The organism is Desulfuromonas versatilis, assembly GCF_019704135.1.
GTDB lineage: Bacteria > Desulfobacterota > Desulfuromonadia > Desulfuromonadales > NIT-T3 > Desulfuromonas_A > Desulfuromonas_A versatilis.
Genome location: NZ_AP024355.1, coordinates 1,745,627 through 1,760,265, shown reverse-complemented (window position 1 = coordinate 1,760,265; position 14,639 = coordinate 1,745,627). Strand labels below are relative to the sequence as shown.

General features: G+C 61.3%; 12 protein-coding genes and 1 riboswitch. Of the genes, 10 read left to right on the top strand and 2 right to left on the bottom strand.

Translation table 11 applies throughout. The annotated features are described in order from the left end of the window. Window positions 1-23: 23 nt before the first annotated feature. Window positions 24-143, bottom strand: a riboswitch (molybdenum cofactor riboswitch). Window positions 144-210: 67 nt separating this feature from the next. After that, entirely contained in the window at window positions 211-1,374 is a 1,164-nt protein-coding gene (locus tag DESUT3_RS07765; RefSeq protein ID WP_221251906.1) for an iron-containing alcohol dehydrogenase, read from the bottom strand. A 701-nt stretch (window positions 1,375-2,075) separates the two neighbouring features. Here DESUT3_RS07765 and DESUT3_RS07760 point away from each other — a divergent pair. The 8 genes from DESUT3_RS07760 (at window position 2,076) to DESUT3_RS07730 (ending at window position 12,019) form a co-directional block, all read left to right on the top strand. Then, on the top strand, window positions 2,076-3,224 hold the full coding sequence (locus DESUT3_RS07760) for an iron-containing alcohol dehydrogenase (RefSeq protein WP_221251905.1): 1,149 nt from the start codon (window positions 2,076-2,078) through the stop codon (window positions 3,222-3,224). 29 nt (window positions 3,225-3,253) lie between these two features. Next, entirely contained in the window at window positions 3,254-4,912 is a 1,659-nt protein-coding gene (locus DESUT3_RS07755; RefSeq protein WP_221252502.1) for a GAF domain-containing sensor histidine kinase, read from the top strand. Window positions 4,913-5,024: 112 nt separating this feature from the next. Then, the gene (locus tag DESUT3_RS07750; protein WP_221251904.1) at window positions 5,025-6,557 is read left to right on the top strand and encodes a sigma-54-dependent transcriptional regulator; all 1,533 of its coding nucleotides are present in this window, start codon (window positions 5,025-5,027) and stop codon (window positions 6,555-6,557) included. Window positions 6,558-6,569: 12 nt separating this feature from the next. Next, a complete protein-coding gene (locus DESUT3_RS07745; protein ID WP_221251903.1) occupies window positions 6,570-7,022 on the top strand; it encodes an NUDIX domain-containing protein in 453 nt (150 codons plus the stop codon). 156 nt (window positions 7,023-7,178) lie between these two features. Next, entirely contained in the window at window positions 7,179-7,313 is a 135-nt protein-coding gene (locus DESUT3_RS21120) for a hypothetical protein (protein WP_264082192.1), read from the top strand. A 313-nt stretch (window positions 7,314-7,626) separates the two neighbouring features. Next, window positions 7,627-9,003: an FAD-binding oxidoreductase gene (locus DESUT3_RS07740; protein WP_221251902.1), complete on the top strand. Its 1,377-nt coding sequence runs from the start codon at window positions 7,627-7,629 to the stop codon at window positions 9,001-9,003. A 12-nt stretch (window positions 9,004-9,015) separates the two neighbouring features. After that, window positions 9,016-10,278: a (Fe-S)-binding protein gene (locus DESUT3_RS07735; RefSeq protein ID WP_221251900.1), complete on the top strand. Its 1,263-nt coding sequence runs from the start codon at window positions 9,016-9,018 to the stop codon at window positions 10,276-10,278. Window positions 10,279-10,423: 145 nt separating this feature from the next. Beyond that, window positions 10,424-12,019, top strand: coding sequence for an L-lactate permease (locus DESUT3_RS07730; protein ID WP_221251899.1), 1,596 nt, complete (start codon window positions 10,424-10,426; stop codon window positions 12,017-12,019). On the opposite strand, the gene DESUT3_RS07725 is transcribed toward DESUT3_RS07730, so the two are convergent. Beyond that, on the bottom strand, window positions 12,003-12,185 hold the full coding sequence (locus DESUT3_RS07725; protein WP_221251898.1) for a hypothetical protein: 183 nt from the start codon (window positions 12,183-12,185) through the stop codon (window positions 12,003-12,005). The two genes, DESUT3_RS07730 and DESUT3_RS07725, sit on opposite strands and share 17 nt — an antisense overlap. Window positions 12,186-12,245: 60 nt before the next feature. Here DESUT3_RS07725 and DESUT3_RS07720 point away from each other — a divergent pair, with 60 nt between their 5' ends. Then, complete coding sequence (locus DESUT3_RS07720; RefSeq protein ID WP_221251896.1) at window positions 12,246-12,875, top strand: hypothetical protein; 630 nt, start codon at window positions 12,246-12,248, stop codon at window positions 12,873-12,875. 112 nt (window positions 12,876-12,987) lie between these two features. Then, a complete protein-coding gene (locus DESUT3_RS07715) occupies window positions 12,988-14,625 on the top strand; it encodes a PilT/PilU family type 4a pilus ATPase (protein WP_221251895.1) in 1,638 nt (545 codons plus the stop codon). The last annotated feature ends 14 nt before the right edge of the window (window positions 14,626-14,639 follow it).

The window sequence follows — 14,639 nt, the reverse complement described above, 5'->3', positions numbered from 1 at the left end:
TTTCTCCCTTTCTACGAAATTATCCTCAATGCTGTCGGTCTCCTTTCCGAAAGGGAGGCCCCGCCGTTTCCAGCGAAACCCGTTGGCCTGCCGCCATGAGGACCGTTCCCGTTAGGCGCCAAGGCTCGGAGAAAGCAACCGGGCCGCTGCGGCCGGGCGATATGGTGATTCGCCCGGCCGCAACGACCCTGGGGGGGGTATTACTAAAGCTTACATGGCAGCCTTGTAGATGCCAACTACGCAGTCGAGGGTCGCCTTGCGGGGGTTGGTCAGCATGCAGGCGTCCTTCATGGCGTTTTCGGCCATGATGCGCAGGTCGGTTTCCTGAACGTTGAGCTGCTTCAGGCCGGCCGGGATGCCGATGTCGCTGGAGAGCTTGCGGATGGCCGCAATCCCCTTGGCGGCGGCGTCGACTTCGGAGAGGCCGTCAATGGTCTCGCCCATGGCCACGGCGATGTCAGCGAAGCGCTTGGGGTTGGAGATCATGTTGAACTCGCAAACGGCCGGCAGCAGGATGGCGTTGCAGACGCCGTGGGGCAGGTTGTAGAAGCCGCCCAGCTGGTGAGCCATGGCGTGGACGTAGCCGAGGCTGGCGTTGTTGAAGGCCATGCCGGCGAGGTACTCGGCGTAAGCCATCTTGTCGCGGGCTTCGAGGTTCTCACCGTTGGCCACCGCGGGACGCAGGTACCCGGCGATCAGCTCGATGGCCTTGATGGCGCAGGCGTCGGTGATCGGGGTGGCGATGGTGGAGACATAGGCCTCGACGGCGTGGGTCAAAGCGTCCATGCCGGTGGCGGCGGTCAGCGGAGCGGGCTTGCCGACCATCAGCACCGGGTCGTTGATGGCGATATTGGGGGTGCAGCGCCAGTCGACGATGGCCATCTTGACCTTGGTGTCGGTGTTGGTGATGATGCAGAAGCGGGTCATTTCGCTGGCGGTGCCGGCGGTGGTGTTGATGGCGACGAAGGGAGGCATGGCCTTGGTGGTCTTGTTCACGCCCTCGAGGTCACGGATGTTGCCGCCGTTGCTGGCAACCATGCCGATCCCCTTGGCGCAGTCGTGGGAGCTGCCGCCGCCCAGGGAGATGATGGTGTTGCACTTGTTGTCCTGGTAGACTTTCAGGCCGTCGTGCACGTTCTTGTCGGTGGGGTTGGGCTCGGCGCCGTCGAAGATAACAACCTGGACGCCCGAAGCCTCGACCTGCTTCTTGATCTTGTCGGCCATGCCCATGGCCGAGATCCCCTTGTCGGTGACCAGCAGGGCCTTGGTGCCGCCCAGCGCCTTGACCTGGTCGCCGGTCTCCTTGGAGCAGCCGACGCCCATGAGGGAAACAGTGGGGATGAAGAAGCCGAAAGTCTGATCTGCCAATGCCATGGTTCTCTCTCCTTTTTACGTTGATGTGTTGTTGCCGGATTAGATGAGAATTCGAGGAAAAGTCTCCAGGGTTACAACGCGTAAACCGTGTACAAACCGAAACCTCTTACCCATCCACTCTCACTGCCAGGGTTAATTTGCCAAATTGAATCAAACGACGGTTGAGGTATACAGCAACAAGGATGCCAGCCCATAAAAACTCTGGGAAGAGTTTGTTTTAACGGGACTTTTACGTTGCAACCCGAGAACTCGCCCGATTCACCCCGTCCACCCCTGCTCCAACCAGAGACAAGCCGCCCCAAACTGAGTCACTCTGCAACATGATTGCACCATCCGGCAGCAGACTCTCCCCTCCCCGGCCTGCCGGACCCTCCCCGGCCCCACCCGAAAACTGTCCCATCTTGTGTCATTTCGTGCCCTCATGGTACGATCTGATCTGCTCAAAAACGGAACAGTACCCACCCGAGCCGGAAACCGGGGAGAAAAAATCGGCAAAGAATGAATTTTGTCGCATTAGCCATTGTCCCCATAAAACGCCTTTTTTCGTAAACGCCTGCATTCTTGCCGCTCGACACCCGTCTTCCCCCGAAGAAGCTGTCGCACGGGATTTGCAGAACGCCAGGTCTACCAGCGCCGGAGGGATTCCCGGCAGCCTCGGACATCTCGTTCAGTACCGCCTCGGCCAAAGGAGAGATTGAGCCTTGAACATCAGCAAATTCGTCATGCCGGAAATCATCTTCGGACTCGGTTCACTCAGCCAGATCGGGGACAGCACCCTGCGCCTGGGGGCATCCAAGGTCTTCGTGGTCAGCGACGAGGGGGTGATCAACGCCGGCTGGGTGGAAAAAGCCCTCCACTATCTGAAGGGTGCCGGGCTGGGCACCGAGGTGTTTTATTCCCTGACCACCAACCCCAAGGATTTCGAGGTGGAACAGGGGGTGCAGAAGTACCTGGAGTCCGGCTGCGACGCCATCGTCGCGGTCGGCGGCGGCAGCCCCACCGACGTGGCCAAGGCCATCGCCATCCTGGCCACCAACGGTTCCCGGCTGCAGGGTTACGAAGGGATCAACAAGATTTCCCACCCCCTGCCGCCCATGGTCATGGTGCCGAGCACCGCTGGCGCCGGCTCGGAGGTTAGCCAGTTTGCCATCATCGTCGATACCCAGCGCAAGCTGAAGATGTCGATCATCTCCAAGTCCCTGGTGCCCGACATCGCCATCGTCGACCCGGAACTGCTCATCACCAAGGATGCCAAGCTGGCAGCGGCCACGGGCATGGACGCCCTGACCCACGGCATCGAATCCTACGTCTCGCTGGCAGCCACCCCCCTGACCGACATCCATGCGCTGAATGCCATCCGGCTGATCTCCCGGAACCTGCGCGAGGCGGTGCAGAACCGTCGGGACATGGTGGCCAACACCAACATGGCTATGGCCAGCCTCTCGGCGGGGATCGCCTTCTCCAACGCCATCCTCGGGGCGACCCACGCCATGACCCACCAGGTCGACGGCCTGCTCGACGAACACCACGGCGAAGCCAACGCTTCGATCCTGCCCCACGTCATGGAGTTCAATCTGCCGGCCTGCCCGGAGCGGTTCCGCGAGATTGCCGAAGCCATGGGCAAAGTGGGCAAACAGATGCCGCTGATGGAAGGGGCGGCGCTGGCCATCGAGGCGGTCAGGGAGATCATCGCGGACATCGGGCTGGACAAGGGGCTGGCGGAGCTTGGGCTCGAGAACCAGTTCATCCCGACGCTGAGCCGCAACGCGCTAAACGACGCCTGCCTGATCACCAACCCGCGCAATGCCAGCATCGAGGATATCGAGGGGATTTTCCGCAAAGCCCTTTAGCCCGAGCCCCGGGCATGGAGCCTTCCGTGGTGAACGACAAGGAAAAACTGCTTGAACAGCTGACCGGGGTCGACTCCTCCAAGCTCAACTATTACGTGGAGCTGAAAAAACGCACCGAGGAGGTCCTCAAGCAGAACAGCCGGCTGGAGATACTCCACCAGCTCACCCATGACATCAACATCGACATGTCCATCCAGGACATCCTCGAACGCGCCTTTACCAAGCTGCCGCAGGCCCTGCCCTGCGACTTTCTCGGCCTGGCGACGATTCGCGGGGAGCAGCTGGTGCTCAAGGCGATGATGCCCCGCGACTTCTGCCAGGTGGATAGATTCCCCCACCATGCGCCCTCGTGGCAGGTCATCCGCGCGCAGAAAGCCGGGGTTTTCGACCCGCAGCCGAGCTACCGCAGCCACCTGCGCCATAACCCCGCCTACCCGGAGCAGTTGCGGGAAATCGCCATCGCGCCCATGTTCGAGCGCAGCGACGTGATCGGCGCCCTGCTGGTGGGCAGCGTGATGAAGCCGGCCTACAGCGAGGCGGAACTAAGCTTCGTCCAGCACCTGGCCGACCAGCTGGCCATCAGCATCCAGAACGCCCGTCTCTACAAACAGGTCTCCAGGGCCAAGAAGGAGTGGGAAGAGACCTTCAAGGCGGTCACCGATCCCATCATTCTGATCGATACCGATTACAATGTGCTGCTCCATAACGACCGGCTCCCGCCGGAACTGATGGAGATCTGGTCAAGGGGGCTGACGGACAAGTGCCATGACCGGTTGCACGGCCTGAAACGGCCCTGCCGCGACTGCCCGGTCGAGGAGGTCAAGCGCACCCTCCAGCCGGCCAGCCTGCGCACGCAAACCGATTCTGGCCTGCTGTTCGACCTGACCTATTACCCGGTGCTCAACGAAGAGAGCCAGCTGGTGGCCATCACTGTTTTCATGAAAGACGTGACCCAGAAAACCAAGCTGGAGGCCCAACTGGTACATTCTGCCAAGCTGGCGGCGCTCGGCGAGATGGCCGCAGGGGTGGCCCATGAGCTGAACAGCCCCATGACGGTCATCATCGGCACCGCACAGATGTTGGTCAGGGAGATCCAGGGCGGCAAGGGACTCGGTAACATCGAGGAGTTGGAGGATATCTTCAACTGCGGGGTGCGCTGCAAGAGGATCATCCAGAACCTGCTGACCTTCTCGCGCCAGGACCAGGCCCCGGTCACCGATACCGACCTCAACGCCGAAGCCCGGCGGGTGCTGAGCCTGATCAAATACCAGATCAACCGCAGCCAGATCCGCATCCTCGAGCATCTCGACCCCGACCTGCCGAAACTCGCCGCCAACGGGCCACAGATCCAACAGGTTCTGACCAACTTCTTGGTCAACGCCCGGGATGCTCTCAACAGCCAGGAGCGCGACGACAAGGTCATCGAGGTTTCGACCACCCAACGCGTGCAGGAGAACAAACGATGGGTGGTACTCAGCGTCCGGGACAACGGCTGCGGCATCGCTCAGGAGAATCTCTCGAAAATCTTCACGCCCTTCTACACCAGCAAGGAGGCAACCAAGGGGACCGGCCTCGGACTTTCGGTCTGCCTGGGCATCGCCGAATCGCACAACGGCAGGATCGAAGTGGAGAGCAAGCTGGGGCAGGGGAGCACCTTTTCGCTGGTACTGCCGCTTGAAAACCCGTAATGAGTAATAAGTGAGTAGTAATCCGTGATTAGGGGTGAGGATTGGAGACAGGGCTTTAAACACATCACTTATTACTGATTACTCATCACTTTATTTAAAAGGCGGTAAGACATTGTCACAGACGAGAATTCTGATCATCGACGACGAAGCGGATGTCTGCACATTTTTCCGCAGACTGCTGACCCGCAAGGGATACCAGGTGACCACCGCGGTGAACGAACCCCAGGCGCTGCAGGCGCTGGAGCAGGAAAGTTTCCAGGTGGCCCTGGTCGACCTGAAGCTTCCCGATACCGACGGGCTGACCCTGCTGCAGAAGATCAAGGCCCGCCAGGCCGCCTGCGAGGTCATCATCATGACCGGCTTCAGCACCATAAAAACGGCGGTTCAGGCTATCCAGCTCGGAGCCTACGAATACCTGGAAAAGCCCTTCGAGAACATCGACGAGATCGAGCAGTTGGTGGCCAAGGCGGCCAGTTACGGGACCCAGGCCGGCCAGGGGCCCCTGCCCCGGGAAGAATGGCAGGACATCGCCCGGGCCACCGGTTTCCAGGTTGGCCAGTCCCCGGCCATGCGGCGGGTGGTTTCCCTGGCGTTCAAGATCGCCACCAAGAACATCAACATCCTGATCCAGGGCAAGACCGGCACCGGCAAAGAGGTGCTGGCGCGCTTCGTCCACGCTGCTTCCCACCGGGCGGGCCAGCCCTTTATCCCGGTCAACTGCGGCGCCCTTCCCGAAAACCTGCTCGAAAGCGAGCTGTTCGGCCACGAAAAAGGGGCCTTCACCGGGGCCAACCAGACCCGCAAGGGGATCTTCGAACTGGCCAATCGCGGCACCCTTTTCCTGGATGAGATCGGCGACGCCAGCCCGCAGATCCAGGTCAAGCTGCTGCGGGTGCTGGAAACCGGGGAATTCATGCGCGTTGGCGGAGAAAAGTCGATCCGCACCGATGTCCGGGTGGTCGCGGCGACCAACGTCGACCTGGAAACGGCCATCCGCGAGAAAAATTTCCGCGAGGACCTCTATTACCGGCTCAACGTGGTGCGGCTGGAAATCCCTTCCCTGAGCGAGCGCGGTGAGGACATCTCCCAGCTCGCCGAGTTCTTCGTCCAGCAGCAAAATCCCCAGCTCGGCATCGCGCCTGCCACCCTGCGCCTGCTCGAGGCCCACCACTGGCCGGGCAACATCCGTGAGCTGGCCAACACCATGCGCCGCGCCGTAGCCCTGTGCCCCGGAGAGGCCATTCTCCCGGCGCATCTCGGCGGCAAACTCGGAACCCGCAATGCCGACCCCGGCGAAGGCCAGCCTCGCCCGGGTGAATCCGCAGCGGTGTCGGCGGGGGAATTCTCCCTCGAACGGTTTTGGGAGCACTTCGGCAAGGAGGAAACCCTGCAGAAAATGACCGCGGGCGAATTGACCCAGATGCTGCACTCCCTGGGCGGGCTGGAAAAAAAGCTGCTCGCGGTCATGGCCGGCAAGGGACTGGCGCCTTCCCCCAGGCAGGAGCTCAAGGAAACCGAAAAGGAGACCATTCGCAAGGCCCTGGAGCAAAACCGCTGGAACATCACCCGCACCGCCAGAGCCCTAGGAATCGCCCGCAACACCCTGCACCGCAAGATCAAACGCTATGATCTGCAGGGGTTTTGAAAAGGAGACATCATGCCCGCCGACAAGCTGATCTGCCCCAACTGCCAAGCCACGGTCCTCAAATATCGCAACCCCTTCCCCACGGTGGACATCATCATCCGCCAGGGCGGCAAGATCGTCCTGATCGAGCGGAAAAACGAACCCAGGGGATGGGCTTTGCCCGGCGGGTTCGTCGACTACGGCGAGAGCCTGGAGGCTGCCGCCGCCCGCGAGGCGCTGGAGGAGACCGGCCTGGTCATGGTGAACCTTCGCCAGTTCCGGGCCTACTCGGCCCCGGACAGGGACCCCCGGCAACACAACATCTCGATGGTGTTCATCGCCGATGGCCGGGGTGAACTCCGTGGCGGAGACGATGCCGCCAGGGCGGTAGCGTTCGACCTCGATGCGCTCCCCTCCCCCCTGTGCTTCGACCACGGTCAGATCCTCGAGGATTACCGCCGCTGCCTCGGCGGCGGCATGCCCTGACCCGTTCTCCCCGTAAACCGACCGCTTAGCAGCATATACTGCCGCTCGCCCATAGCGTGGTTCATTTCCCTTTTACCCATGCCGTATTCTTTACCTGACGAAAGCGGCGGGCCGATTCCCGTCGTATGAAAACCGTTCCCGTAAAGGAGAAAAGCCATGGGAGAAGCAGCAAAAGCGTTCTGGGTGAAAGAAGAAGAGCAGGTCGAGATCGTTCCGGCTGTTGAATTCGAAGACATTGCCGCCCTGAGCACCGGCGTCAGCGAAGATGCCTGGAAGTTCGGCTCCGACTAATCGCCGACCTCTATTGCCTATGCGGATTTTCAATAGGATTTCCGGGGATCCGGAGTAACTAGATCCGGATCCCATTTCCTTCCCCCCTCCCCCTGCCCCCGATACCTGTTTCCTCGCCCTTCACTCCTTCGACGCCCCCAACCGGTTCCTTCCACCTGGCAACCTGTCACGAGATTATAGTGCCGGTTACCCTGGCTCCTGTTTTAAAGACTAATCCCTTGTTTTATGCTCCTGCCGTAAACAACACGCAGCCCATGAGCGACGCCCGCCCGGGCCAGCACCGGGCCAGCCAAAAAGGGAGGATTTACAGCAGATGATAGCCAAGTCCGTACTCGAAAAGTTCAAAGGGATCGTAGGAGAACAGAACTACTGGGACTCCCCGGCCGATCTTGCCCTGTACAGCTTCGACTCTTCGGTGGAGAAGCCGGCCCAGCCCGAGGTGGTGGTGCGCCCCGAGAGCACCGAGCAGGTGGCGCAGATCTGCAAGCTCTGCAACGACAACAGCATCCCCCTGGTGACCCGCGGTTCGGGCACCAACCTGGCCGGCGGCACCATCCCGGTGACCGGTGGCTGCGTGCTGCTGATGACCAAACTCAACAAGATCCTCGAAATCAACGTCAAGGACATGTATGCCGTGGTTCAGGCCGGCGTCATCACCGCGGATTTCGCCGCGGCGGTGCTGGAGAAGGGCCTGTTCTATCCGCCCGATCCGGGCAGCCAGAAGATGTCGACCCTCGGCGGCAACGTGGCCGAGAACGCCGGCGGTCTGCGCGGCCTGAAATACGGGGTGACCAAGGACTACGTCATGGGCGTCACCTTCTGCGACATGGAGGGCAACATCGTCAAGGGCGGCGGCAAGACCGTCAAGCTCTGCACCGGCTACAACCTGACCGGCCTGATGTGCCAGTCCGAAGGGACCCTCGGGGTAATGACCGAGTTCGTCCTCAAGCTGGTCCCGCCCCCCAAGGCCTCCAAAGCGATGCTGGTTTCTTTCGACAGCATCATGGACGCCGGCAACACCGTTTCGGGGATCATCACCAACCACGTTCTCCCCTGCACCTTGGAGCTGATGGACAACTTCACCATCAAGACCGTCGAGGAAGCCACCGGCGCCGGCCTCCCCGTCGATGCGGCCGCCCTGCTGCTGATCGAGGTCGACGGCCACCCGGCCCAGGTCGAGGATGACTACCAGACCGTGCTCAAGGTCTGCCGCGAGAACAACGGCGCGGTCAAGGTGGCCAACACCTCAGAAGAAAAGGAAAAGCTCTGGGAGGGCCGCCGCAAGTCCCTCTCCTCCCTGGCCCGGCTGCGCCCGACCCTGGTGCTCGAGGACGCCACCGTGCCCCGTACCAAGATCCCCGACATCCTGGTGGCCCTCGAAGAGATCCGCCAGAAATACAACGTCACCATCGGCACCTTCGGCCATGCCGGCGACGGCAACCTGCACCCCACCTTCCTCTGTGACAAGCGCGACGTCGAGGAGATGGCCCGCGTGCACAAGGCGGTCGACGAGTTGTTCGCCGCGGCCCTGCGCCTGGACGGCACCTGCAGCGGCGAGCACGGCATCGGCATCGCCAAGGCCAAGTACATGGTCGACGAGGTCGGCGAAGGGACGATCAACTACATGAAGCAGATCAAGAAGGGGATCGACGCCAAGAATCTGCTCAATCCGACCAAGATGGGACTGTAAGCGATGAGTGCGGTGGAGAAAGTCGTAGGAGAGCTGAAACAGCTCGAGGAACTGCTGGTCCAGTGCAGCCGCTGCGGGACCTGCCAGTCGGTTTGCCCCCTGTACAAGAAGGACCGCCAGGAATCGTCCGTGGCCCGGGGCAAGATGTACCTGCTCGACGCGCTGGTCGAAGGGCAGATCAAAAAGGCCGACGAGATCTACAAATACCTTGATTACTGCGTGCTGTGCGGCCGCTGCAAGAACAACTGCCCCTCGGGGGTGAAGACCGACGAGATCTTCCTGCGCGCCCGGGGCATCCTGCGCCAGGTCAAGAAGCTGCCGGCCTGGCAGAAACTGGCCCTGAAAGTGGCCATGGGCCAGCCCAAGCTGCTGGCGGCCATGTCGCCGCTGTTCCACATCGGCCTGCGCGCCGGCGCCAGCAAGGTCGACGATGGGGTCTTCAAGCCGATGGGCCTGTTCAGGCCGCTGATCGGCGCGATGGCCGACCGCCATGTCATCGACATGCCGGCCGAGCCTTTCACCAAGAAGTACGGCGGCTTCAACCAGGCCCAAAATGAAAAGATGCGGGTCATCTTCTACCCCGGCTGCGCCGTCACCCTGATCTACACCGGCTGGGGCGAGGCGATCGTCGAGACCCTGCTGCACTACGGGGTGTCGGTCTATGTGCCCGAGGTCAACCAGTGCTGCGGCATTCCCTCGGCGACCATGGGGGAGATGGGGCTTTACAAGAAGCAGATCGGCGTCAACTTCGACTACTTCGATTCGATCAAGGACGCTGAGTACATCCTGACCTGCTGCCCGACCTGCGAGTACGGCCTGGGAGCCACCGCCGAACGCGAGAGCGGCCGCCAGCGGGGCAAGCAGATGATGGACATCATCGTCTTTATGGCCGAGGTGCTCAAGGGCGACTACCCGAAGGACATCCCCCTGGAGGGGCGCACCACCCTGCACATCCCCTGTCACTACAACCACGCCAAGGATTCCGTGCTCAAGGAGTTCATCAAGGAGCACTTCGACACCGAGTACGCCGATCTGAAAAACGACGGCTGCTGCGGCTTCGGCGGCACCTTCAGCCTGAAGAACTACGCGCACACCAAGGAAATTTCGGCGCTGAAGGCCAAGGAAGTCGAGGAGCGGGGCTATAAGAACCTGTTCACCGCCTGCCCGGGGTGCGCCATGAACCTCACCGACGCCACCCTGACCGCCGAGACGGCGGTGCAGGCCAGCCACCCGGTAGTAGAAATGTACCGGCGGCGGATCAAAAAAAATCCATAATTTCAAACTGCCTTTCACCACGAAGTTCACGAAGGACACGAAGTTTAAAAAAACAAAAGGTTTTCTTCGTGCTCTTCGTGCCCTTCGTGGTGCAAATGCCTTTTAACTTTAACCAACTATCCGGCTGAAGAAAGGAAACGCCACCATGGCAACGGCTCTCTCCCTGTTCCCGATCGTTCTGCTCATCTACCTGATGACCAAGAAAAACAGCGTCCCGTCCTTCAAGGCGCTGCCCCTGGTCGCCCTGATCCTTTACGTGCTGAAGATGGCCTACTTCGACGTCGAGGCCAACCTGGTCAACGCCACGGTGGTCGAAGGCCTGCTCACCGCCCTGGTCCCCATTTCCATCGTCTGGGGCGCGATCTTCCTGTTCAAGACCATGGAATACACCGGGGCCATGGACACCATCCGCACCTGGCTCAACGGCGTGACCACCAACAAGGTGGCCCAGGCCATGATCGTCGGCTGGGCCTTCGCCTTCCTCATCGAGGGGGCCAGCGGCTTCGGCACCCCGGCGGCCATCGCCGCTCCGATCCTGGTGGGCCTCGGCTTTCCCGCCGTGCGCGTGGCGATTCTCTGCCTGATCATGAACAGCGTGCCGGTGCACTTCGGCGCTGTCGGCACCCCGGGCTGGTTCGGCCTCGGCCAGCTGGAGGGCATCGGCCCGATGCAGCTGCTGGAGATCGGGCAGAAGGCCTCGATCCTGCACTTCTGCGCCGCCCTGGTGGTCCCGGTGATCGCCCTGACCTTCGCCCTTTCCTTCAAGGAAGTGAAGAAGAACCTGGTTTTCGTCTACCTGAGCATCCTCAGCTGCACCGTCCCCTACGTTATCGCCGCCCGCTTCGACTACGAGTTCCCCTCGGTGGTCGCCGGCGCCACCGGCCTGGTGCTTTCCGCATTCTTCGCCCAGAAGAAGATCGGCCTGGCCCGCGAAGAAGGTGAAGTCCGCGTGGCCAACCAGGTGTCTCTTCCGGCCCTGGTCAAGGCTTCCTTCCCGCTGTGGGGCACCGTGGCGATCCTGCTGGTGACCCGCATCAAGCAGCTCGGCGTCAAGCCCCTGCTGGTCAGCAAGACCCCGATTATGGAAGTTTCCCTCGGCTCTTTCGGCGACCTGAGCCTGAGCCGGTCGCTGGTGCTGTCGCTGCAGCACATTTTCGGCACCGACGCCGGCTGGGCCTACCAGACCCTCTACATCCCGGCCCTGCTCCCCTTCATCCTCATCTCCAGCATGGCCTTTATCCTGTTCTCCGCCCAGAAGGCCGCGGTCAACCGCACCGTCAGCGAATCGCTGACCCAGATGAAAAAGCCGGTCATGGCCCTGCTCGGCGCCCTGGTGTTCGTCAAGCTGCTGATGCTCGGGACCGCTCAGGTCGAGGCCAACACCATCATCATCGGCAAGGCCCTGGCCGAGGCCATGGGTACCCAGTGGAAGTTCTTCGCCTCCTACCTGGGAGCGCTGGGCGCCTTCTTCTCCGGGTCCAACACTGTCTCCAACCTGACTTTCGGCGGCATCCAGTACTCCATCGCCAAGAACCTGGGGCTTAACCCCCTGACCATTCTCAGCATGCAGTCCGTCGGGGGCGGCATGGGCAACATGGTCTGCATCCACAACATCGTTGCCGTCTGCTCGGTGCTGGGGCTCAGCAACCAGGAAGGCTTCATCCTCAAGCGGACCATGATCCCCATGCTGGTCTACGGGGCCATCGTCGGCGTGGTCGGCTTCATCATGCTCGCCGGCTGATTCCGACCGACCAGTCCTGTTTTTTACACCCGCCGGGGCTGCCGAATGGCAGCCCCGGTTTTTTATTTACCGCGCGGAATGAATCCCTGCCGACACCAAATTTCCCCTTTTCATCGGGATCTGGTTTCGTGCTAAAGTGCGGCGGATTTTCCCAGGCAGATTCCATTCCCTCCCCTCCATTCTGCCCCTTAAAAACCCATATCCCGATCCAGGACTCGCCCCGCATATGTCAAGCCGCTTCAATCGCATTCTTATCCCCGCCCTGGTGCTTTACGGGGCGGCTCTGACCTGGCTCTGGCTGCCCAATCCTGGCATAGCCGAAGAAAACCGGCTCATGGAAAACCTGCAGGCCCTCAGCCTGCTGGCCGGGCTGGTCTGCGCCTGCGCCACCCTTATGGATAAAAACCGGGTTTCTCCCAGCTGGTTGCCCTGGATGCTGACCCTGTTTTTCTTCACTCTGTTCCTGCGGGAGGTCGATTTCGAACGATTGGACCTCCCTCCCTTGATCGCCGCCCTCGGCAGCGGCTCGGGCCGCAACCTGCTGCTTTCGGCAGGCTGGGCCGCGGGGTTCGGGGTGTTCCTGCGCCGCCGCATGAGCCTTTGGCCGGCGCTGCGTTCGCGCCTCTTGAGCAGAGCCTTTTTGCTGCTGGCCACCGGCGCCGTTTTTTACGTCCTGGCAGTTCCCTTCGACCAAAGGCTTTTATTCCCTGACCGGACCCTCAACCGGTTTCTGGAAGAGCTGTGTGAAAACTATGCCACCTTTTTGCTGTTCTGGGGGGCCCTGGTTTTGCGGTTTCCCGCCCTGGAAAAATCGTCCCACCGTTCTTGTGCCATACCGCCCCGGCCTGGGACGTGAGGATTGAAATCATCGAGCTGGCATGGTAAAGACTAAGGAGATGTTTTCTCATCCGCCTGCTCTTGCCTCCAGTGGAAGCAAGCTGTCAGGGTCCTACCTTCTGGGGGAGCTCATGACGTCTTCACCACCTGCCCGGCGGGGCCCCAAGCTCGGGGAACTGCTGGTCTCCTGCCAGCTGATCACCCAGCATCAATTGAACGAGGCCCGGCGCCTCCAGGATCAGTCGGGGGAGAAACTCGGCTCGGTCCTGGTCGGTATGGATTATCTTACCGTCGACCTCCTGCTCGAATCGCTCGGCAGGCAGTATTCCCGGCCCACCGTCAATCTGTTCTCGACCGACATCCCGGTCGAGACCCTGCGCCTGATCCCCCTGGAGAAAATGAAGAAATACGGGGCCCTGCCCCTGGGAGTCAGCTCCCACCGGTTCCGTGTGGCCATGGTCGACCCCAACGACATCGCCGCGACCCGCGAACTGCAGTTCATACTGGGGATTTCCGTGGAACCCCTGCTGGCCCCGTCGTTTCAGATCTCCGCGGCACTCACTTTGCTGGAAAAGATGGAGGGCAAGCTCCAGGCGCCCCTCCTGGGCACCGATCTGCTAAAGGCCTGTGCCAGAAGGACCAGAGTCAGCGAGGTGCGCACGGCCCGGTTGGAAGAATTGCTCAGCCGCATGCTGCAGGAGGAAGCCTCGGACCTGTTGCTGGTGGCCGGCGCCCCGCCGAGCATCAAGAAAAACAACGAGCTGGTCCGCCTGCCAGGGCCCTTCCTCACACCACAGCAGGTCATTGACTACGCCCGCAAACTGACCACCGAAGACCAGCTCAAACGCTTCTCCCAGGACAGGGAACTCGATTTTGCCCTGACCTTGCCCGAACTTGGGCGGTTCCGGGTCAACATCTACCGCCAGCGCAGCTCGGTTTCCATCGCCGTGCGCCCCATTGTCGAAGAGATCCCCAGCCTGAAAAAGCTCAGGCTGCCGGGGTGGCTGGAGGAATATGCCCTGAAGACCCAGGGGCTGATCCTCATCACCGGCCCCAACGGCCACGGCAAGACCACCACCATGGCGGCCATGGTCGACATCATCAATTCCAAAAGCCGCAAAAACGTCATCACCATCGAAGATCCCATCGAGTACCTGCACCGGCACAAGTCGAGCAACGTCAACCAGCGCGAAGTCGGCCTCGACACCGAATCCTTCCATGTCGGGCTGCGCCATGTGCTGCGCGAGGCCCCCGACGTGATCGTCATCGGCGAGATGCGCGACCCCGAAAGCTTCGCCATCGCCCTGCAGGCGGCCGATACCGGGCACCTGGTGATCAGCTGCGTGCACGCCAACAACGCGGTGCTGGCTGTCAACCGCATCATCGACGTCTTCCCCCCCGAGCAGCAGCGGCAGATCCGGGTCCAGATGGCCGACAACATGCAACTGATCTTCAACCAGCGCCTGGTGGCCCGCAAGGATGGCAGCGGTCGGGTGCTGGCCTACGAGAAGCTCACCAACAGCTACCGGGTGAAAAACATCATTCGCGAGGGCAAAGAGCATCAGATCCGCGCCCTGTTGCAGCAGTCGATGGAAGATTTCCGCTCCCTCGACGTGAGCCTGGCCGAACTCTGCTACGATGGCCTCATCACCGTCGAGGCGGCCCTGCATTACTGCCAGGACGAGAGTTTTTTCAAGGAATTGATGCGCAAGGGGCGCGGCGCGCTTAGCGCCAAACCGGCGGACCAGACCCTTTCCAAACCAGGCTGAATAAAAAAAGGGGC